Consider the following 20,806-nt stretch of genomic DNA (forward strand, 5'->3'; position numbering starts at 1 on the left):
AATTTTCGTGTTTTTGTAGGTTTTAGGAGTTTATTTAGTTTTGTAGAAAACAGGTTTTGTTGGTATTTGATGCAAATTAGTTGAAATTTGGGGTTTTAAATCAAAATAGTATGTTCGTAAAATTCTTACTCATTGCCAGTCTTTTCTTCTTCAATTACTGCAACAACCCTTCAACTGAGGCAAATGTTCATTCTACAAAGAACAAACAAGAAGGTATTTTTCCAAACGAAAAAGGAATACTACTACTGCAAAAGTTACAGGAAAACTATAAGCCTCATCAAGTATTGTCTTATGGTGAATGTAGGGATGTGTTGTTCAAAGAAACGGCACGTTACCAACAAGATAGGCTGGTTTGTATTTACACAGGCTATGGCATTTGGTTGGATCCGAGACAAGATCCAAGTACCAACGCCTATGAACAGGGTATTAATTGTGAACACACATGGCCGCAAAGCATGGGTGCAAAAGGACAAGCAAAGAGCGATATGCACCACCTTTTTCCAACGAGAGAAGGTGTAAATGCGGCACGCAGCAACCATCCTTTTGGCGAAATTCCTGACGAAGAAACAGATAGATGGTATTTAGTGGATCAAATACAAAATGATATTCCAACCAAAAATATTGACGCATACAGCGAATTGGACAGTGATTCGGGGTATTTTGAACCCAAAGAAGACGTGAAAGGTGACATTGCGAGGGCGATGTTTTATTTCTACACCATGTATCACGACCAAAGTGGCTTCAATGAGGCATTTTTTGAAGGACAAAAAAGTACTTTATTGCAGTGGCACATTGCAGACCCTGTGGATGATTTTGAAGCGCATCGCAATCGATTCATTTCTAAGTATCAAGATGGTAAGGTGAATCCATTTATTGAGGATACAACGTTGGTGAGGAGGGTGTTTTTTGATTAAAAAATATTGTTCTTTGACAAAATCTGTGATTTGAGACTTCGGAAGTTTGCCGCTTACAAAATCAAAAAACTATTTCGCTAAAAATTAACCTCTTATAAAATGAAACTTCCGAAGTCTTTATTGCTTCCACAAAAATTGTCACAGAACCAAAAATATTCATCTTTAGTTTTCCTCCTTCAACTTCTTCAACGCTTCCTTATCCACCTTCTTTAATTTCGCCACAATCGAATCATAGGAGTGGTCAATCAACTTCAAAATCATTTCATCCGACACATCTGATTCTTCAATAGTGACGGTGTTCCAATGGGTTTTGTTCATGTGGTAGCCTGCCTTAATACCCTCATACTCATCCCTCAACTCCAATGCCCAATCAGGGACGCACTTCAGATTCATGGTAGCAGGTACAGCATCCAAAGCCAGGAGTGCGTACATTTTGTTCATGACTTTAAATACCAGTACTCCTTCTCCAAAAGGCATTGCCTCAGTTGTTCCTTTTTTTGATAGGCAGTAATTCCTTGCTTGTTCGACATTCATTGGAATTGATTTTGAGTTAGATATCATTCAAAATTTTTTAAACAGCAAAAGCCCTCAGTTTTTTAGTCACTGAGGGCTTTTGTGTAAAAAAATAATAACAAACCTTTTCCACAATGGATTTTCGGTGTTGTTCGATTATTTTTTAACGTATCTTTTTTCTTGAATACGTGCTTTCTTACCTGTCAATTCACGTAAGTAAAACAATCGTGCTCGGCGAACTTTACCAAACTTGTTCACTTCAATTTTTTCGATGTTAGGCGAATAAATAGGGAAAATACGCTCTACACCTATGCCGCTAGATATTTTTCTGACAGTGAATGTACGTTTGGGGTTGCTTTTGCCTCCTCTTATTTGTATGACATTGCCTCTAAAAGGCTGAACTCTTACTTTCTCACCTTCTCTAATGCGATAGTAAACTGTTACATTGTCTCCTGCACTAAATTCGGGAATGGTGGACTTGTCAATCAATTCGTCCTCTATGGTTCTTAAAATATCCATTTTTTTATCGTTTTAGCCGTTGTTTTCAAATGCGCCTGCAAAAGTACAAAAAAAATGATTAGTAGGTCGAATACTTTACAAATTCGATGCACTATTTTAACGGTTTCATTAGTGCTATCCTTTTTTCTTATCTATATTTGCCCTTTACTTAATTAAACAAGCACTATGAAATACAAACTTCATCGAGAAGGACGATATATTTTAATCGGTTGGGCAATTGGATTGTTACTTCTCAACATTCTACTTCAATATGCCTTTTCAATTCCTGATTGGATTACAACGAGTGTTTTGATTTTCTCTATTGTACTCTATTTAGGTATGTTGTCTTTTTTTCGTATTCCGCAGTTAGTCATGGAGTATTTCGACAATGCTTTGGTGATTGCGCCTGCTGAAGGCAAAATTGTGGTCATTGAAGAAGTAGAAGAGAAAGAATACTTCAAAGACCGTCGTATTCAAGTATCCATCTTTATGTCACCTGCTAATGTGCATGTCAATCGCAGTCCCATCAGTGGCACAGTGAAATATACCAAATACCATCCTGGTGCGTATTTAGTAGCTTGGCATCCTAAATCTTCTGAACTCAACGAGCGTTTTACCAGTGTTATCGAATCGGCTGATTCTGAAATCGAAGTATTGGTGCGTCAAATTGCAGGTAAATTGGCTCGAAAAATTTCCAACTATCTAACAGAAGGTACTGATATTGAGCAAGGTGAAGAATTGGGGTTCATTAAGTTTGGTTCACGAGTAGATATATTTTTGCCTTTGGATGCAGAGATTAAAGTGAGCTTGAACCAAAAAGTAAAGGGAGGGGAAACGGTGATTGCAGAATTGAAGTAAAAACTGTGAAAACTCAAATACAAACGATAAGCTAAAATACAAAGTCAGCCAAAGTTTGGCGTTGAATTAAAAACTTGAGCTTGAAGAATTCTATATTTTATGTCAAAAGGAAAACTCGAAAAATTCTCCGAAATTTCGGAAATGCCACATGTATTTCAAAACGTCAATTGGCGAATTCCTACGCTTCAAAACCACAAAGGCGAGGATGTGTTGATGAAAGGCAAATGGCACAGTGATTTTTTTCAGAACGATAACCCTTTAATTCTGGAATTGGCCTGCGGTTATGGTGAATATACTATGGCGATTGCAGCCCGCTATCCTGATTTGAATGTCATTGGGATTGATGTAAAAGGCAATCGAATATGGAGAGGCGCAAAATATGTATTGGATGAAGGCCTGAAAAATGCAGCTTTTATACGGACACAAATCGAACAACTGACCGATTATTTTGATGCCGAAGAAGTGAGTGAAATTTGGCTCACCTTTCCCGATCCTCGCAAAGAGCAGCGAAGAGCACACAAACGTCTGACGGCACCTCGATATCTTCACCTTTATCGGCAAATTCTTCAAAAAGAAGGCTTTGTTCATCTCAAAACCGATAGCACCTTGCTCTACGAATATTCTTTGGAATCTTTAGAGCAAGACAATTGCAAGGTTGTGGCACATCATCGAGATGTGTATGCTGACAATTTGGCTCAGAATTTGGCTGCCAATGACCGCAATTATCAACTCGCAACAAGCGTGAAAACCCGCTATGAAAAAATTCATTCCGAGATGGGAGAAACGATTAAGTATGTTCGGTTTCGGGTGTAAATGGAAGAAAAATTAGAATAAACTTCAAAAGCCTTCAACCTCATATTTTGCCAAAGAACTCAACACCGAGCAGCTATAATTGTGACAATATTTTTTTCGCCTTTGAGTAGTGAATATTGTGAGTCGCTATTTGCAGCAAATATTCTTTTGTTTTTTCAGTATTCCCTTGCTTCAAATAAGCCAAAGCCAAATACCAGTTTTTGTCAGCCTCCCCCAATGCCTCAAACAGGCGTATCGCTTTGTCAAATGAATCTCGTTCTATTTCCTTGTCAGGTTGCTTCAATTCTAAATAGGCAATGCCTGTATATCTTTTCACCTCATTGTCGTCTTGATGTGTGCTCAAATAACTTTCAAAAGCTTCAATGGCAACGGTGTATTTTCCTTGATTGAAGGCTTGCGCTCCTTTCGACAATACATCTTCTGCGTTTCCTTTGGTACTGAAAGAGGCTTTTTTATCCACTTCAATGTTGCTGGCATAAAGGACTTCAAGAGAAGGTTGCTTGAAAAAAGGAGAGATAAAAAAGGCTATTGCCAAAACAGCCGCAATCGCCGCAACTATCCACAAACGTCTGGAAGTCTCAGAGATAGATTTTGGAAGAGTAGTATTAGTTGATTTTGGAGTGCTGGTAGAAGTTGCTTTATGACTCACCTTCAATGACTCACCTTCCAAATCTTTTTTGTACGCTTCACTCAATTCCTTAAAGGTTTTTTCGAGTTCCACTTGTTCTCCCAACAATTGAAGGTAAGTTGTCAAATCTTCGTAGATGGATTCATCTGCGTATTCCATTAATTCGGCTGCCAAGTCTTTATCCACAACCAACTGCGCTTCAAAAGCCTCCAATTCTGCCCCTTTCAACTCGTGATTCAAATATTTACCAATGGTTTCCACCCGTTGGTAATCTGCCACTTCTTCTGCAAAAGTCGCATCCGATTGAAGCCGTTCTTCAAATTGTTGTAAGACTTCACCTTTCAGGTCTCCTCTCCAATAAGCTGCTATTAACTGTAAAGTATCCATCATTGCCTATATTTCTTTTATATTATTCGTTGATTGGTAGTTAATGGTTAGTAGTAATGATTTTTTAATATATATGATACGTTTAACGTAAATGATTAAGAAAGTTATTCACCAATCACTACAACATTTGTTTCTTCAAGTTCTTCAAACACCGAACTTTATGTGCTGCCACATAATTGGCACTAATGCCCAATATGGGAGCAATCTCTCGTGGCTTTTGGTTTTTCCAATACGTTAGTTGCAGAATTTTTTGGCATATTTCACTCAGTCCTTTTAGTTGTTGGAGTAGTTTATTGAGTCTTTTTTGGTCTTGATTGATTTCTTCTTCAATGGTGGGATTAAAAGAATCTTGGTTGTTATCCTTATATGCCTTCAATTCGCTTTTTATGACACTTTCTTGTTGCCTTCGCTTCAATTCTTTGAACCACAAACTGCGGTAGAAGGGATACAAAAAGCCGCCAAAGGGTACGGTCAAAATAAATTCTGGTCTTTTGCGAATATACAAAGTGATTGCTTTCAAACTTTCTTGAAAAATATCTAACGCATCTTCTACTGTGCCATTGTTTTTTTGTACAAACCCTATACACTCTTTCATAAAATACTGATAGACAGCTTTTATTCCCTCTCGATTGTTCTCCAATAATGCTTGAATAAATTGATGGTCGGAATGAGATTTTGATTGCATAATTGATATTTTTCTTAAAAATAGTTTTTTTTTTGGAATGAGGGTGTCATAAAATTGAAGTGCGAGGCATATAAGGGTGTTACAACGAAAATGTGACATTATTTTTAATCACTTAAAAAAAATTCAAATGAAAACCTCAAAATTATTAAACATCCTTATTTTTAGTTTATTTCTCCTAAGTTCCAACACTTACGCTCAACGCTTTTCCAGAGGAAATCCCTCTAAAGTTGGTACAATCAGCGACGTTAGCCTTCAGGAAGACACTCCTAGTATTGCGAAACAAAAAAACTCATGGTTGGTCAATGGCCTAAAAATGAGTGAATCAGATCAAGAATCTTTGCTGAAGCTTTTGGAACAGGCAGATGAGAAGAATTACCGCTTTACCATCAATTCTCGTAACAAACAACAAACTTATGGAAGTTTGGATTTAGGTAGCATCCGAATGACCAAAAAAGGAAGCTCTAATGGCTTGGAAAGAAGCGCAGGGTTTTCAGTGATTGTATCTGGAAGTGTGATAACGCCGCTTTGATGCCTAATGAAGCTACACTTAACAGTAAGATTGAAGCAATTATGGGAAAATATGAAGGTGGCGGGAAATTGAAAAAGGTTGAATTTGAAGATGCGTATTGGAGAAATTGAATATTGTTTAACAATGAGGGCGACTTCAATTGCTGAATAAGTATCAGAATCAGTGAATGAAATCGCCCTTATAAATCCCCATCATCATGAAAACCAATCATAAAATTGCTTTAATTAGTCTTCTCTCCATTCATTTATTCATTATCGTATTGAACAATATTGGAGTAGCGAATTCCTTTACTAAAGATTTGGAATTGCCCCGATATTCTGAAATTATCTTAGATTTTTTGAAAACCATTTCTCCTGAAAAATCGAATATTGCATTGGAAGCCAGTTCAGTATATTCTATTTATGCAGGAACCAATACTGGGTATGGTTTTTTTTCTCCAAATGTGCCAACTAAACATTATGTGCATTTTGAATTGACGGATAAGGATGAAGTTTCCTCCGTTCAGTTGCCTGCCATTAGTAGTCAAGAAGGGATGACTCGGTTCAGTTCAAATGTTTCTTTGTTCAAACAGAATGAAGTCTTGCAAGATTTACAAGCGAGGTGCTGGGGACTGCGAATGTTGGAATTAAATCCTGAAAGCAAACAAGTTAAGGTAATGATGAGTGCCTATGTGATTCCTTCTATGGAGGCTTACCGAAAGGGAGAAAGACCAAGTTTGGAATCTACTGGGTTATATGAATTTGAATTGAATTAATATCCACATTAAATTAAATACTCCTATGAAAACTGCCTTTTATCAAAAGATAAATAAGGGTATAGACACCTTCTTTTTTAACGCTGCCCCTTCTAATAGCTTGTATATCTTCAGAATAGTAGTTGCCATTTTTTGTATAGTGCATATTGGAGTGATAGCTGAAGACCTGTTGGATTTGTATGGTAGGAATGGCTATGTGCGAGCAGAATTGGTAGAGGCAGTGTTAAGTGCTCAAATGCCTCGAATCAATTGGGTGAGTGATTGGATGATGGGTTTCGGATTTTCTGAACAAGCATGCATTTACCTACTATTCAGCCTATACCTTATTGCCTTATTCGGTTTATTGGTTGGCTTTTGTACCCGAATATCTGCTATGGGAGCATGTTTCATTCACCTCTTATTTGTAGGTTCTGGTCAGTTGTTTGCCTATGGTGTTGATTTTTTTACATCAACCTGTTTGTTTTACTGTGTATTCATGCCCGTAGGAAAAGGGTTTTCAATTGATTCCTTGTTGTTCAAAAGAACAAAAATCAACCATGCTTTAAATGCCTTTTCTGTTAGAGTGCTGCAACTGCATCTGTGTTTGGTCTATTTCTTTGGAGGTTTCTGCAAAATGTTGGGAACGCAATGGTGGGATGGAGAAGCGATGTGGCGGATATTCATGCAAAATGGATTTGAAGTAAGTTGGTTGGCACAAATGCCATGGTTAGCAGCCATTTTAAGTTGTTCCGTATTGGTATTGGAAACCACTTACCCCTTTTTTATTTATTATTCCAAGACACGTTCCTTCTGGTTGATAAGTATTGTCTTGATGCACATTGGTATAGGTTTCACCTTAAACCTGTGGTTTTTTGCATCCATCATGATAATCATAAACGTGTCTGCTTTTGGGTCTTATCTTCTTCAAGATATGCCACAGTTCTGGAAATCTAAAGAACGCTACTCAACCCACATTTATTCACTCAATTTTAAAAATTCCTAATCAATGAAAACTTATATCATTCACACAATTCTTGTATTTTCCTTTTTGCTATCAAGCCCCTTTTGCTTTGCACAAGAAACCGAAGAAGACATAATTGAAGAAAGTGTTGAAAATGAAGAAGAAAATTCCTCTCCCTTCAATTTTCACCACGAAATTTTCTTAGCAGGACATTTTTTTACTTTCGTAGATTGGCAAGAAGGTGGAAACGGCAACCTCACACTCGTTGCCAACTACAAAGCTATATTGGAGTACAAAGCCAAGCGATTTGAAATGAGCCATGAATTTTTCACAGAATATGGCTACCAAAAATTCCAAGAAAAATACTTTATCAAACATGCCGATGACTTCTATTTGGACTCTAAATATGACTTTCATCACAGTGAAAATGGGGCTGTCAGCATCAGCACTTTCTTTCAAAGTCAATATGCACCAACCTTCGATATGGTAGAGGATAGCACAGGTAATTTCCAAAAAGAATTTCGATCCTCTTTTCTCACTCCTGCTTATATAACGCTCTCATTGGGATGGGCTTACAAACCTACTGATTGGTTGCGTTTGAATTTTGGCTTGGCAAGTGGACAGTTTACCTACATTCGAGAGAAAGGCAAACAACAACTCATTAGCGACTCCGAAACCTTGTTTGGTGTATCAGAATTGAAGAATACCAAATGGCAATCAGGCTTCAACTTTGAATTTGACTTCAATCAAGAAATTGGAAAAAACCTCTTTTGGGAAAATCGCTCCAATGTCTTTATGAACTACACCGATTTACAGGTGAACCTGAATATAATAAACCGCTTCAACTTCAAAATCAACAAGTTCATGAAACTCGGACTCAATACCGATTTGGTTTTTGCACCTGCAATTACACACAAACTCCAATTGAAGAACGAGATGCTGCTAGGTGTTTTCTTCTAATTGAAGCACTGTCTTTCAGCAACATTTAACAAAAAGGTGAACCAATTAAAAATACACATTTTCGATTCACCTCCCTATTTATCAATGTTTTATATTCTTTTTTACAACTCTTTAGATAGGCGGAAACCGAAAAGCCTCAATGGGAATAGAGTAGGTATTATTTTAATTTTTTTAAATCATTTATTATGAGATATTTCATGTTAAGTTTCAGTTTCATTGCAGTATTTTTGATTTTTTCTACCAATCTTCATGCTCAGCGCAAAGTGATAGATACTCAAAGGACAATTAAGGAACCTAGTTTTATTGCAGTCTGTAAAGAATGTCCTAGAGGAGCTAAAAAAGGAACGGAACTAATCAAAAACGGTGATTTTTCATCTGGAAATGTAAATTTCACTTCTTCTTCAACTTATAAGGCTTCTGGTCCACTTAGTGACGGACAATATTCAATACGCAACAGTGCCGATTTAGGAAATGGTCAATGGGCAGCTACTGACCATACAACTGGCTCTGCCCGAGGTTTGTTTTTTGTAAGTGATGGTCGAGGTCGTAGTAATGGTGCAAGTTGGAAACAAACAGTAAGTGTGCGAAAAGAAACCAAATATGTATTCTGTGGTTTTGTAAACAACTTGGTGAAAGCCAATAAAAATTATACAGACCCTCGTATTGAAGTACGCATCAACAATGTTCCAGTTGTTACCCAAACTATAGCTGAAAGCCCCGATCAATGGCAAGTATTATCTGCTAGTTGGAATGCTGGAAATAATACAACTGCGACAATTGAGATATTGACCCTAGCGACTGCATCGGTAGGTAATGATTGGGCGTTAGACGACCTTAGTTTTCGAGCTTGTGTTCCACAAGAAGGTGTTTGTCACAACTGCCCAAGAGGAAGCTATCCTGGGTTCAATTTGGTGACAAATGGTGATTTTTCATCTGGAAATACAGACTTTTCTTCTGCTCTAACCTACAAAGCAAATGGCTTGCTATCGAATGGTCAATATGGGGTGAGAAATAGTGCTGATTTAGTGAACGGTCAATGGGCTGCTACTGACCATACAACTGGCTCTGCCCGAGGTTTGTTTTTGGCTTGTGATGGTAAAGGCGGTTCTGTGAGTTGGAAACAAAAAATAGAAGTTGATCCCAAGACAACGTATTCTTTCTGTGCTTTTTTCAACAACCTCGTAAAGGCCAATAAAAATTATACCGACCCTATCATTGAAGTGTATATTAATGGTACACGTATTATTGGACCAACTGCATTGCCTGAAAAACCTGATCTATGGGTGAATATGAAAGCTATATGGAACTCTGGCAGTGCTAGCAGTGCTACAATTGAAATTAAAACAACTGCAACTGCTTCTGTAGGTAATGATTATGCAGTGGATGACATTAGTTTAAGACCCTGTAATTGATTGATTGAGCAACAGAATAACTCAAGCAAATAGACACTAACTTTGATTTTTTTAGCATCAAACCTCTCCAAGTTCTGGCTTGTAGAGGTTTGATTTTATTTTTTCATAGAAAAACTGTCATAAAAAGTATAACTTAGGCATATAAGGTCGTAGTTTATATTTTTTACATCAAACATAAGAACGATGAGTAATATTTTCCGTTTTTTAACCGCAAGCCTAATTATTTTCTCTGTAACTGCTCTAAACCTCAATGCCCAACAGCAGATAAATGTTCAAAAGTTAGCCTATCAAGGTGGAACGAGTAGCAGCGGACAATATGCAAATTCCTTTGAATTCAGTGCTACCTTACCCTCTAGTTGGAATTCCCAACACATCCCAAAAAGAAACAATTCCTTACTTTGGGTATTTGGAGATGGTACTTTCGACTTTGCCAATTTGGGAGAAACCGTAGTGCATACCTACCATCGAAATGCCACGCATCAACCTTACCTATTGGTCACTCGAATAAAAGACGACAAAGAAGACCCTTTCAGCGTATTTTGGACAAATACTACCAATATTGATTTTACAAAACTTGGAATTTTGAATGCCTCACGCCCTAATAATCCAGTCAATATGGATAATGCGGCTCTGCGTTTGATTGCCAACCGCAACCCAAGACCACAAGATGATGTGACCTATGTTCTTAGCTATGAAAATACATGTCCCAATCCAGTGTCTAGTACCATTGTATTTGAGTTTGACAATACTATTTTTGATGTAAATTCAAATTCGGTACAGCCTTATTATTTAGATGAAACAACAAGTATTCCTCCAATAACCAGCATGAATCGTATAGAAGTTGACTTCAACATTCCATCCAACGAACAACGAAGTATTTTTATCACCCTCCAAACCAAATCGGAAGCACGAATAGGCAATCCAGTAGAATGTAAAACATTTCTGAAATTTACAGATACTGATTTATGTGCAACGAACAATGCTCCCGTTAGCCTTCAACAAAAAGTAGTTCTTTCTCATGATCCCAACTTCAAACAGATTCAAGACCAATCAATATGCGTAGATTCACCCTTTAATACACAAATGCGAGAATACTACATCGAATTTCAAAACATTGGAGCAGGCCCTGCCAGTGAAGTTGTCGTGATTGATCAACTACACACTTACCTTGATATTGACTGGAATACGGTTAATTTCGATGCTACACCTTTTTTTACCAAATTTCCAAGTAACCTCTCCAATTTTCCGTCACCAAATGGCCTAGGCATAGTTAAATGGGATTTTAAAGGGCTTACGTTGCGAGGAATGCAAGAACCTGGCTATGGCACAGATTTTCACCCAGACGATACAAAAGGCTGGATAAAATTTTATGCCCATCCCAAAATTAATGCTGAATTGCCCGCCTGTGGAGCAATTCCCAACCGTGCCGAAATCATCTTTGACTGCAATTCGCCCATTTACACCAACAATGCTTTGAGTACAATCAGTTGTTTTATGTGTTCAGATTGCAGTGAGAAATTGATTTTTTTAGATACAATAACGGTTGCAGGAGGAGAAGTTCCCATAGGCAATGAAGTGAGCAGTAAGATTGGTTTCGACCCTTCTTTTCAGTATGAATGGTATCCAAGCCATCTGATAGACAATCCAAAAATCCCCGACCCCTTTCTTTTTCCGAACCAAACAACAGACTTTACTTTGGTGGTTTCCAGCCCATCTTGCCAAAGGTATATTTTTCAGAAGAGAGTCGTGGTAGCAAAATGTAACTCTTCTTTGAAGATAACTGCAACTGCGACTCAAAAATGCAAGCCATCCGAAACAGGAGACATTTCTGCCCAAGTAGTAGGAGGATTCACCCCTTATACTTGGAATAGTTGTGAAACCACCTCCGCAATTAACCTAAACAACTTGTCTGCAGGTTCTTATTATCTACAAGTAACAGATGCCAATGGATGTTCCGCCGATACCCTCATTCACATTGAAGCACCTTTGCCTTTGTGGGTAGATATAGATATAGACAATTGTACCGCTTATGCCTTGGTAAGTGGTGGTTTTGGTTCATCTCTAAGTTACCAATGGAGCAATTTGTCCACTAATTCAAATATTTCCGTTGCCCCTTCCTCCTCATATTTTGTAACCGTCACCGATGCTAAAGGATGTACCTTTGTGCAATCTTTTTCAACAGATGCAAGTTGCAATATAGTGGGAATTGAAACACTCTCTCCTTTCGATCATTCAGACTTAGTTCTCTATCCCAACCCTACAAGCAAATCTGCCCAATTGCAGTTTGCAGTAAATAAAGCAGGTGAATATCAGGTTCAAGTCTTTGACCTCTATGGGCGTATATACACACACAAGGATTATGCCTTGCAAAGTGGAAAGCATGAACTAAGTCTTGATTTACAAAACATAGCAGGCGGTTGTTATTTTGTGGTAGTGAACCATCAACAATTTCATCAAACAGCCAAATTGATGGTGGTGAAATAATCATCCTTCATAGGTTTGCCAAACTCTGAGAGCTTGGCAAACCTATATATTTGTATTTAATGATATTATTTTGATTTTTTAGATACAACTATTCTGATTTTGCCTTCAAATTCCTATATTGTAGGCATGTTGAGGTCAATAGCCATATTTTTATTACTTGTATCACACGTAAATTTTTCTGCAGCAAATAGCGGAGAAGGGGAGAAATGGTATCAAAAAGCGTTGGAATGGGCGAAAGAAGAGAAGATAGACAGTGCCTTGATAGCCTATGAAAAGGCAGCTAAAGAATTTGAAAAAAGAGGAGAATGGGAAAAGGTGCTCAATTGTTACCAACCTATTGTAAAATCTTTGGTAGTGAGCCAAAAGAGTAGAGCAGTCGTTGGATTGGTTTTGCCTCTTGTTGAAAAAATCAAAAAAACAAGTTTTGAACCCAATACTACTCTGGCTGAAACGTATGTTTACTTGGCTCTTAGCTACAATCGCTTGGAGAATTATCCTACTTGCTTAGAAAAATACGAATCAGCAATAGAACTGTTTGAAGCCCTGCAAACAGACATTCCAATAGTTGCCTATGCCTACAAGAATGCAGCCCAAACATGTAGCCGTATGTTGGAACGTGACAAGCAGAAAAATTACCTACAAAAAGCACTAAAGCTAAAGAATAATGAAAAGTATATTGCCTCTATTTACAACGCCCTTCTTGGTTTATATGCTGATTTAGGAATCTATGATTCTGCTTATCTTCAGTACCAATTGGGATTGAAAGAAGCTGAAAATGCCCCTTTTGAAGCAGCAAAATTGAAGGCAAACGCAGCAGAATTTTTACTGCCTTTGGGCAAAAGTAAGGAGGCACTGCAAACAACACAAGAAGCACTGGACTTTTTTATCGAAAATGATGTAAACCAATACCTTCCCGCAGTCTATGCCTCATTAGCCAACATTTACACCCAAGAAACACAAAAAGACAAAGCCATATTTTACTTCAACAAAGCCTTGTCACTATATCCAGAAGGAGAAAAAAGCAGAGATAAAGCAAGTTTGCACACCACTTTTGGAGATGCCCTTCAAAAATGGGGAAATAACGACAAAGCCCTCCAACACTACCAACAAGCCCTCATCCAAGTATTCCCCAACTTCAATGAAGAAGACCCTTCCCAAAATCCACCATTGAAGGAAGTTTATCAAGAATCTTGGATCATGACCGCAGCAGCCCAAAAAGCAGGATTACTTCAAAAACGGTATGAGAAAAGTGAAGATATTGGAGATTTGAAGAATGCAGCAGATAGTTATGACTTGTCTTTAAAAGCAGTACAGTATTTACACCAAAGTTACTCTGCCGATACTTCCAAGCATTATTTGAGCGATTACACCTATAACTACTACGAACAAGCCCTCCACACCAATTTTTTGCTCTATACCCAAACCCAAGAAAAAAAATACCTCAATGCAGCTTTCCGCATCATGGAACAGTCCAAAGCCAAAGCCTTGAAGGAGGCGATGGTACGCAATCGAGCCTTGCAGCAAATTCCCGATTCCCTTAGATGGCGGCTCAATGATTTGCAATTGGCTATGTGGAACTCCAAAGGTTTGGGGAATGAGAAAATGTATGATAGCCTAAAATTGGTGTATGAAAGGTTTGAAAAAGGTATTCATACCAATCCTGTTTTTGCCAAGTTATTTCATTCATTATCTTTTCAGATTCCAAACATTGAGGCACTTCAAAAACAAATGCCTACCACTCATTTTGTGGAATATTTTTGGGGAGAACAACATTTGTACTTATTGCAAATCAGTTCCGATAATGCTCAATTGGATACACTTGCTCACTTCAAGACCACCCTTCAATCTTATTTGAGTTTACTTCAAAACAAGAGTGGAAATGCAGAGAATTATCCTCAATTGGCATACCAACTCTATCAAAACTATTGGAGTAAGTGGGTGAATGTTGATGAATCGAAGGTGAAAACAATAGCCATAGTTCCCGATGGCTTATTGAATTTTTTGCCTTTTGAAGCCTTATTGACAGATACCACCCAATTGAAGGATGGAAGTCTTTTTAGCCAAAACTATCCGAGATATTGGAGTTATCTATTGTATCAAACTCCAATACAGTATGCCTATTCTGCCACCATACTTTTGCAGAATAGAGAGAAAAGAAAGGAAACAAAGGAGCTACTTGGTTTTTTTCCCAATTTTGAAGGCAGCAAAAAACTGGATTTTCAAGATGCGGACAAAGTTTGGTTTCAAGAACACTTTGAAGGAAAATACCTAATGGATGAGGAGGCGAATGTTGAGGGTTTTACGAAATATGCTCCCAAAGCGCAGGTAATTCACCTCTCTACTCATGCCTATGCCTCAGACGCACCTCGCATTGATTTTGCAGATAGTCCTTTTTCTTTGTCTTCTTTGTATGCCATGCAGTTATCAGCAGATTTAGTGGTTTTATCGGCTTGCGAAACGGGAGCGGGTGTTTTGTTGAAGGGAGAAGGAGCAATGAGTTTGTCGAGAGGTTTTGTATATAGCGGAGCTTCCAACTTGATGGCGAGTTTGTGGTCGGTTGATGAAGAATCTACTCAATATCTTATGCAGGAATTTTACAGACAACTGGCAGCAGGGCAACCCAAAGCGACTGCGCTCTATCTTGCCAAATTGAAGTACCTCCATGATTTTGACGCAAGAAGTAATGATTATTTTTTGCCTTATTATTGGGCGGGAATGGTATATATTGGGCAGAATACGCCTACTTATTTGCAGACAACGGGCAGCAGTTTTTGGTTGTGGTTTGGAGGGTTTGGAATTGTTCTGCTGTTTGCTGTTGGTCTTTATTGGAGGATTAAATGAGTTTAGCGGGTATTGAGGATTTTTTTTTCATCAATATTTGTGACCCTGTTCAACAACAACGTCACAAAGCCATCTCCCTTTAACTCAAATACATCTCATCCAAACGTCCATTTTATTAACTCTCTAAATAATTCAAAAACATGGGAATGATTTCCGAATTCAAAGAATTTGCTGCAAAAGGCAATATGATTGACATGGCAGTAGGTATTGTGATTGGTGCTGCTTTTGGTACAGTGATTAAGTCATTGGTAGATGATATATTGATGCCTTTGATTGCAACAATTGTTGGCTCACCAGATTTTAGTAATTTGTTTGTGATACTGCAAGCACCGACTGGTGCAGATGTAAACCTCGAATCCATTGCTGCTGTGCGAGAAGCAGGCGGTGTCGCATTGGGTTATGGTTTGTTCTTCAATGCGTTTGTTGCTTTTTTGATTGTTGCAGCAGCTTTGTTTTTTGTGGTTAAGTCGGTCAATGCAATGAAAAAGAAAGAAGAAGAAGCACCTGCCGCTCCGCCAGCACCTTCTAATCAAGAAGTTTTATTGACTCAAATCAGAGACTTATTGAGTGCTAAATAATCCATTGAAGTGTAGATATATTCTGTCAAACTTCATTGAAAATGATGCAAATAAAAAAGGGCAAGACTTATCAGAAAGTCTTGCCCTTTTTTGTATAAAAAATAAATAAGTGGCTGCGTATTGTTTTTATGGCTAATTCAAACTTACTGTGTTGAGAAACCAGTAACGAGTCACCAATCAATGCATTTAGTTCATTCTGATTTTGAATCTATTGGTAGGTTTTTGCCATATTGCAGCATATCTTGCACTGCTACCATTGGAGTAACCACTTACGTCAATCAATTCATAACCTGCTTGGCTGTTTTTGTTGAACTCTGCTTGGTATTGTCTTGAAGTCAAACCGTGTCTTGCAATCCAAGCACCGCCTGATGTTTTCTCAAAAATGACGGCATATCTGTCACTTCCATTCGCATAGTAGCCGCTTACATTTACAGGGCGATAACCGTCTTTTGTCCATTTGTTGAACTCTGCTTGGTATTGAGCCGAGGTCAAACCATGTCTTGCGACCCAAGCACCTCCCGATGTTTTTTCAAACACAACCGCATAGTAATCAGTTCCATTGACACCATAACCACTCAACACTACAGGACGATAACCGTCTTTTGTCCATTTGTTAAATTCAGCTTGGTATTGAGCTGATGTCAAACCGTGTCGAGCTACCCACGAACCACCTGGTACTTTTCTGAAAATGGCAGCATATCTTGCAGAGTTGCCTACGCTGTAACCACTTACAGTTGTAGGGCGATAGCCTTGTTTCGTCCATTTGTCAAACTCTGCTTGGTATTGAGCTGATGTCATTCCATGTCGGGCAACCCACTGGGGAGGATTGCTTTGTTTTTCCCAAATTGCAGCGTAGTAATCTGTTCCATTTACATTGTAGCCGCTTATATGGGTCAAGGTCATTTTGCTTTCACCAACATATTGATTGAATTTCTTTTGATATTCGGCAGAAGTCATTCCGTGATGCGAAACCCAAGTGATGTCGCTGCCACAGCCTACTGAAGTTGGGTAAATGGCTTTGATACCTGCTATGTCTTTGGCACTCATTCCACTTCGTTGTCCAAATGATTTGCCTGCTACTTTGCTGCTGATGGTAGGCTTGCCATTTTTGCTAAAGGCAGTTGCACCGTAGTGCATAATCGAACCAAAATCATAGCTGCCAATGTCTATACCATCTGCTGAATGTTTGTTGAAGTTGTGTTTTTTATCTTCTTTGATATTTTCCCACAGAATGTTGATGTGACTGTCTCTATCACCACGAGATTGTTCGTGCCAAGCACCAATGGCGTGACAAATTTCGTGAACGGCCGAACCGAATCCACAACCATTGCCAATGCTGATTTCTTGTGCGCCTCCTTGACGACCTACCGATGACCAACAGCCTGATTTATAGACAAATTTGATGTAGTCTGTTTCATTGGTGCGAGGGAGCACACAAACATTGGTTTTTTCATTGACATGCTCGATGGCATCTAGAATGGTTTGTTTTTTGGGGTGATTACCGTCAATGATGTAGGGAACTCTACCATTGGGCCAACGAAAATTATTGCCTTTGATGACGACTGACGCTTGAACATCAGGATTGAAGAGAATGGCAGGACCTAATATTATGTCCCCTTCCATAACTGCGAGACCATCTACCAACTCAACACTCACTTTTTGAGCCGATGTGTGAAATGGCAGTTCTGCCATGACTTCAACGACTTGACGTGTTTGGGCGTTGGGACTAAATTCTTCGGTATTGTTGTCTGTAGGGGCGATTTTGAGATTGTTGTTGTTCAACTTCAATGCCTCAGTTGTACGGCTGTTGGTAGTTCTGTTGAATCTTTGGGCATAGATGTTATTGCCCAAACTGCTGACTATTAAAAGGACAAAAAGGAAATAAATGTTGAAGGATACATGATGTGAAGTTTTCATGATTTTCTGCTTTTGAGGTTAAATAATGTATCAACTGATGTTGTTGATTTACCTCTTTATGCAGACTTGTTTGTAGATGTTACCGCTATGGGGAAATAAATATTCCTTATTCCTCCCGATACAACTCCAACAATGCCAATATTTCTGAATTTTCTTGCAATTTAGGCATCAAATCAAAGCACAATTCATAGGATTCATAATTTAGTTGAATCGCTTCAATAAAATAAGTAGTAGCCAATTTTTTCTTGCCCAAAGCAAACAAACAAGTAGCAATCATCATCAGCAATTCGGAATCATCCTCCGACTCCACATCCTTTTGAGCAATCTCTGCAATTTGCAAAGCTTCTTCAAAAAGCTCCAAAGCGAAAAAAGCTCTCGACCAGCCAATCCAATAATTGATGTCATTTGGATTAATGTCAATCGCCTCTCGGTATGTGACCACTGCCATATCGTAGTTTTCTAAATCGTAGTACAGTTCTGCTATGGCTACAAGGTATTCATCTTTGGAAAGGGCAAATTTAACTGCCTGATTATAAGATGCAAAAGCATCATCCCATTGTTCGAGTTCTCGGTGACATTCGCCAATTTGAAAATAAGCATCGCTATGAGAAGGCACTACTTCAATGACACGTTTGAAATATTCAATGGCCTCAGTGTAGTCTTTCAGTTGATAGGCACATATACCGATGTTGTAAAAAAGCTCATCGTCTTGCTCTTTTTCCAAGTTCAAGGCCTCCAAAAACTGTTCTTTAGCTTTATCGTATTGTTCCATTTCAAAATACGCATCACCACAATCACGGTAAGCCAAATCGTATTTGTCGTTGATAACGGTCACAAATTCATAGGCCTCTACAGCCTTTTCGTAGAGTTGTACTGAATAGTAAGCATTTGCCAAATTATACCAAGCCAAATAACAGTAAGGATCTATATCAATGATACGTTTGTGAATATCAATGCTTTCTTCATAGTTGCCCAGCATTTCTACACAAAAATCCATTTTGTGTAAAATGTTTTCATTGGTAGGATCTATATCTAAAGCACGTAGGAGGGTCTCAAATGCCTCTTTCTCATCATCGTTGTTTTCGTGAATCTCAGTCAAAGACAACAAAATGTCTATCTTTTCGTCCTCATCTCCCATAGGCATTGCTCCTTCCAACAACTCGACTGCCTCATTGGCATTTCCCAAATAGCTGTAAATTTCTGCACGTAGCAGTATCGCTTCAATTTCATTTGGAGCCAATACTTCAGCCGTATCTAAAAGCTCAATCGCCTCATCACACGACTTTGCTTCGTATAAAAACTGTGCCTTTTTGACCAAAAACATGGCAGAATAAGGATGTTGATTCAATGCTATGTCGACTACCTCAACGGCTTTTTCATATTCAAGCTGTTCTTCATAAAAGTCAATAATTTGCTGAAAACTAAGTTGTTCAAAAAAACAGTTTTCATTGTTTTTGAGCATGGATTCAAACTGGATAACCAATTGTCGAACTTCCTTGCTGTTTAAGTCGTGATGAAAATTGTCTTTAGACATAAGGTGTATATTGAGTTACTTATTACAAAGATAACGAAAAACAAGGTGATTGTAAATTTTATTTTTCGCACGCACAGAGTTTATTTTTAAGGTAAAACCCAACCTTCTATTTAAATAAATCACGTTTGTATTAACGTCCTATTCCTTCAATTAGTTTCAATGTCAAAAAAAGGGAGGTTCATTTTATTTTTTGCGAACTTTGCAGCGAATCAAAAAAAGGAAATGAAATCTCTCAATAAGCGTTTTAAGAGTTCTTTGTTGCTGTATAACATCGTTTTGTATGTTTACTTTATCGCCATTCGCATTGCTGCATTGTTCAATTCCAAAGCACAACAATGGATAGCGGGAAGAAAAAATTTACTGCAAAAAATTCAGCAAGAATTTGATCAAACCCAACGAATAGAAAATGGCAAACACAAAAAAATAATATGGCTACATGCTGCAAGTTTGGGAGAGTTTGAACAGGGACGACCGATTATGGAAGCCATCAAACGACAATATCCTGATTGCTTACTTGTGTTGACTTTCTTTTCACCCTCTGGCTATAACATACGCAAAAATTATACCGTTGCTGACTATGTTTATTACCTACCTTTGGATAGCCGCCGCAATGCCCAGCAATTCATTGAAGCCATTCAGCCAGATATAGTAGTTTTTGTGAAATACGAGTTTTGGTACTACTATTTTGAAGTCTTACATCAGCGTAATATTCCCATTTTTATCATTTCCGCCATATTTCGTCCACAGCAGCATTTCTTCAAATGGTACGGCAGTTTGTTTCGCGCCTTGTTGCAATATTGTGAGCATATTTTTGTGCAAAACGAAGAATCGCTTCAATTGTTGCAGAAGATTGGTATTCATAAAGTAAGCATTGCAGGTGATACCCGTTTAGATCGGGTATTTGACCACAGCGAATCCATTAGCACCATTCCCATTATTGAAGCTTTCAAAGGCAATCATGTACTTTGGGTAGCAGGCAGTACGTGGCCAAAAGACGAGGAAATCTTAGCCGATTTTTTACATAAAAGCGAATCCATACACCGTTCCCCGTCCGCCGTCCGCCGTCTAATCATCGCTCCACACGAAATTGGTGAGAAACATTTGCAGCAAATTGAAAACCTATTCAAGGATAAAAGTATTCGGTATTCGAGCTGTGATGAACAGACTGATTTTCAAGATGTTCAAGTCCTGATTATTGATAATATTGGCTTATTGTCAGGAATTTATATATATGGCGAGTATGTGTACATTGGTGGAGGCTTTGGCGCAGGAATTCACAACACGATGGAAGCCGCTGTTTTTGGGAGGCCTATTTTTTTTGGCCCCAATTACCGCAAATTTCAAGAGGCAATCGACTTGATTGAAGTAGGTGCTGCATATCCCATTGAAGGAGTCGAAGATTTTATATTGAAGGTAGCAAAATTGGAGCAAAATAAAACTTTGTACAAAAATGCTGCGGAAGCAAGTCGGCAATATGTATTGAGGAATAAAGGTGGAAGTGAAGTGATATTGAAAAAGTTGGATATTTATTTGACGAAATAACGGAGAGTTTGTTTTTGTA

The 20,806-nt window shown here is 38.3% G+C and carries 18 protein-coding genes; 12 read left to right on the forward strand and 6 right to left on the reverse strand.

Features of this window, described 5'->3' with window-relative positions; all coding sequences use genetic code 11:
- The first annotated feature begins 110 nt into the window (after nt 1–110).
- Nucleotides 111–914, forward strand: coding sequence for an endonuclease (locus tag R3E32_27855; protein MEZ4888571.1), 804 nt, complete (start codon nt 111–113; stop codon nt 912–914).
- Between the two features lie 162 nt (nt 915–1,076).
- Here the strand turns inward: R3E32_27855 and R3E32_27860 are convergent, their stop codons facing one another.
- Nucleotides 1,077–1,448: an MmcQ/YjbR family DNA-binding protein gene (locus tag R3E32_27860; protein MEZ4888572.1), complete on the reverse strand. Its 372-nt coding sequence runs from the start codon at nt 1,446–1,448 to the stop codon at nt 1,077–1,079.
- A gap of 135 nt (nt 1,449–1,583) precedes the next feature.
- On the reverse strand, nt 1,584–1,946 hold the full coding sequence (rplS, locus tag R3E32_27865; protein MEZ4888573.1) for a 50S ribosomal protein L19: 363 nt from the start codon (nt 1,944–1,946) through the stop codon (nt 1,584–1,586).
- A gap of 165 nt (nt 1,947–2,111) precedes the next feature.
- Here rplS and R3E32_27870 point away from each other — a divergent pair, with 165 nt between their 5' ends.
- Nucleotides 2,112–2,783 carry a phosphatidylserine decarboxylase family protein gene (locus R3E32_27870; protein ID MEZ4888574.1) on the forward strand — a complete coding sequence of 224 codons (672 nt, stop codon included), beginning with the start codon at nt 2,112–2,114 and terminating at the stop codon, nt 2,781–2,783.
- 99 nt (nt 2,784–2,882) lie between these two features.
- On the forward strand, nt 2,883–3,596 hold the full coding sequence (gene trmB, locus R3E32_27875) for a tRNA (guanosine(46)-N7)-methyltransferase TrmB (GenBank protein ID MEZ4888575.1): 714 nt from the start codon (nt 2,883–2,885) through the stop codon (nt 3,594–3,596).
- A 73-nt stretch (nt 3,597–3,669) separates the two neighbouring features.
- Here the strand turns inward: trmB and R3E32_27880 are convergent, their stop codons facing one another.
- The gene (locus R3E32_27880) at nt 3,670–4,614 is read right to left on the reverse strand and encodes a hypothetical protein (protein ID MEZ4888576.1); all 945 of its coding nucleotides are present in this window, start codon (nt 4,612–4,614) and stop codon (nt 3,670–3,672) included.
- A 115-nt stretch (nt 4,615–4,729) separates the two neighbouring features.
- On the reverse strand, nt 4,730–5,296 hold the full coding sequence (locus R3E32_27885; GenBank protein MEZ4888577.1) for a sigma-70 family RNA polymerase sigma factor: 567 nt from the start codon (nt 5,294–5,296) through the stop codon (nt 4,730–4,732).
- Between the two features lie 127 nt (nt 5,297–5,423).
- Here R3E32_27885 and R3E32_27890 point away from each other — a divergent pair, with 127 nt between their 5' ends.
- The 8 genes from R3E32_27890 (at nt 5,424) to mscL (ending at nt 15,794) form a co-directional block, all read left to right on the forward strand.
- Entirely contained in the window at nt 5,424–5,825 is a 402-nt protein-coding gene (locus R3E32_27890; protein MEZ4888578.1) for a hypothetical protein, read from the forward strand.
- A 196-nt stretch (nt 5,826–6,021) separates the two neighbouring features.
- Nucleotides 6,022–6,579, forward strand: coding sequence for a hypothetical protein (locus tag R3E32_27895; GenBank protein MEZ4888579.1), 558 nt, complete (start codon nt 6,022–6,024; stop codon nt 6,577–6,579).
- A gap of 25 nt (nt 6,580–6,604) precedes the next feature.
- On the forward strand, nt 6,605–7,561 hold the full coding sequence (locus R3E32_27900) for an HTTM domain-containing protein (GenBank protein ID MEZ4888580.1): 957 nt from the start codon (nt 6,605–6,607) through the stop codon (nt 7,559–7,561).
- A gap of 3 nt (nt 7,562–7,564) precedes the next feature.
- The gene (locus R3E32_27905) at nt 7,565–8,479 is read left to right on the forward strand and encodes a DUF3078 domain-containing protein (protein ID MEZ4888581.1); all 915 of its coding nucleotides are present in this window, start codon (nt 7,565–7,567) and stop codon (nt 8,477–8,479) included.
- A 185-nt stretch (nt 8,480–8,664) separates the two neighbouring features.
- Nucleotides 8,665–9,891 (forward strand): hypothetical protein, encoded by a 1,227-nt coding sequence (locus R3E32_27910; protein ID MEZ4888582.1) that lies wholly within the window; start codon nt 8,665–8,667, stop codon nt 9,889–9,891.
- 183 nt (nt 9,892–10,074) lie between these two features.
- Nucleotides 10,075–12,375 (forward strand): T9SS type A sorting domain-containing protein, encoded by a 2,301-nt coding sequence (locus R3E32_27915; GenBank protein ID MEZ4888583.1) that lies wholly within the window; start codon nt 10,075–10,077, stop codon nt 12,373–12,375.
- Between the two features lie 126 nt (nt 12,376–12,501).
- Nucleotides 12,502–15,216: a CHAT domain-containing protein gene (locus R3E32_27920; protein ID MEZ4888584.1), complete on the forward strand. Its 2,715-nt coding sequence runs from the start codon at nt 12,502–12,504 to the stop codon at nt 15,214–15,216.
- A 146-nt stretch (nt 15,217–15,362) separates the two neighbouring features.
- Nucleotides 15,363–15,794: a large conductance mechanosensitive channel protein MscL gene (mscL, locus tag R3E32_27925; protein ID MEZ4888585.1), complete on the forward strand. Its 432-nt coding sequence runs from the start codon at nt 15,363–15,365 to the stop codon at nt 15,792–15,794.
- A 186-nt stretch (nt 15,795–15,980) separates the two neighbouring features.
- On the opposite strand, the gene R3E32_27930 is transcribed toward mscL, so the two are convergent.
- A complete protein-coding gene (locus R3E32_27930; GenBank protein ID MEZ4888586.1) occupies nt 15,981–17,711 on the reverse strand; it encodes a M12 family metallopeptidase in 1,731 nt (576 codons plus the stop codon).
- 106 nt (nt 17,712–17,817) lie between these two features.
- A complete protein-coding gene (locus R3E32_27935; protein ID MEZ4888587.1) occupies nt 17,818–19,245 on the reverse strand; it encodes a tetratricopeptide repeat protein in 1,428 nt (475 codons plus the stop codon).
- Between the two features lie 222 nt (nt 19,246–19,467).
- On the opposite strand from R3E32_27935, the gene R3E32_27940 reads away from it, so the two are divergent.
- Nucleotides 19,468–20,787: a glycosyltransferase N-terminal domain-containing protein gene (locus R3E32_27940; protein MEZ4888588.1), complete on the forward strand. Its 1,320-nt coding sequence runs from the start codon at nt 19,468–19,470 to the stop codon at nt 20,785–20,787.
- Nucleotides 20,788–20,806: the final 19 nt, after the last annotated feature.

It is taken from the genome of Chitinophagales bacterium, from assembly GCA_041392475.1.
Classification (GTDB): Bacteria; Bacteroidota; Bacteroidia; order Chitinophagales; family UBA2359; genus JAUHXA01.

What these genes read in the sequence shown, in the direction of transcription:
- R3E32_27855 (MEZ4888571.1), top strand. Translation starts at nt 111, where the DNA reads ATGTTCGTAAAATTCTTACTCATTGCCAGTCTTTTCTTCTTCAATTAC.
- R3E32_27860 (MEZ4888572.1), bottom strand. Translation starts at nt 1,448, where the DNA reads ATGAATGTCGAACAAGCAAGGAATTACTGCCTATCAAAAAAAGGAACA.
- rplS (MEZ4888573.1), bottom strand. Translation starts at nt 1,946, where the DNA reads ATGGATATTTTAAGAACCATAGAGGACGAATTGATTGACAAGTCCACC.
- R3E32_27870 (MEZ4888574.1), top strand. Translation starts at nt 2,112, where the DNA reads ATGAAATACAAACTTCATCGAGAAGGACGATATATTTTAATCGGTTGG.
- trmB (MEZ4888575.1), top strand. Translation starts at nt 2,883, where the DNA reads ATGTCAAAAGGAAAACTCGAAAAATTCTCCGAAATTTCGGAAATGCCA.
- R3E32_27880 (MEZ4888576.1), bottom strand. Translation starts at nt 4,614, where the DNA reads ATGATGGATACTTTACAGTTAATAGCAGCTTATTGGAGAGGAGACCTG.
- R3E32_27885 (MEZ4888577.1), bottom strand. Translation starts at nt 5,296, where the DNA reads ATGCAATCAAAATCTCATTCCGACCATCAATTTATTCAAGCATTATTG.
- R3E32_27890 (MEZ4888578.1), top strand. Translation starts at nt 5,424, where the DNA reads ATGAAAACCTCAAAATTATTAAACATCCTTATTTTTAGTTTATTTCTC.
- R3E32_27895 (MEZ4888579.1), top strand. Translation starts at nt 6,022, where the DNA reads ATGAAAACCAATCATAAAATTGCTTTAATTAGTCTTCTCTCCATTCAT.
- R3E32_27900 (MEZ4888580.1), top strand. Translation starts at nt 6,605, where the DNA reads ATGAAAACTGCCTTTTATCAAAAGATAAATAAGGGTATAGACACCTTC.
- R3E32_27905 (MEZ4888581.1), top strand. Translation starts at nt 7,565, where the DNA reads ATGAAAACTTATATCATTCACACAATTCTTGTATTTTCCTTTTTGCTA.
- R3E32_27910 (MEZ4888582.1), top strand. Translation starts at nt 8,665, where the DNA reads ATGAGATATTTCATGTTAAGTTTCAGTTTCATTGCAGTATTTTTGATT.
- R3E32_27915 (MEZ4888583.1), top strand. Translation starts at nt 10,075, where the DNA reads ATGAGTAATATTTTCCGTTTTTTAACCGCAAGCCTAATTATTTTCTCT.
- R3E32_27920 (MEZ4888584.1), top strand. Translation starts at nt 12,502, where the DNA reads ATGTTGAGGTCAATAGCCATATTTTTATTACTTGTATCACACGTAAAT.
- mscL (MEZ4888585.1), top strand. Translation starts at nt 15,363, where the DNA reads ATGATTTCCGAATTCAAAGAATTTGCTGCAAAAGGCAATATGATTGAC.
- R3E32_27930 (MEZ4888586.1), bottom strand. Translation starts at nt 17,711, where the DNA reads ATGAAAACTTCACATCATGTATCCTTCAACATTTATTTCCTTTTTGTC.
- R3E32_27935 (MEZ4888587.1), bottom strand. Translation starts at nt 19,245, where the DNA reads ATGTCTAAAGACAATTTTCATCACGACTTAAACAGCAAGGAAGTTCGA.
- R3E32_27940 (MEZ4888588.1), top strand. Translation starts at nt 19,468, where the DNA reads ATGAAATCTCTCAATAAGCGTTTTAAGAGTTCTTTGTTGCTGTATAAC.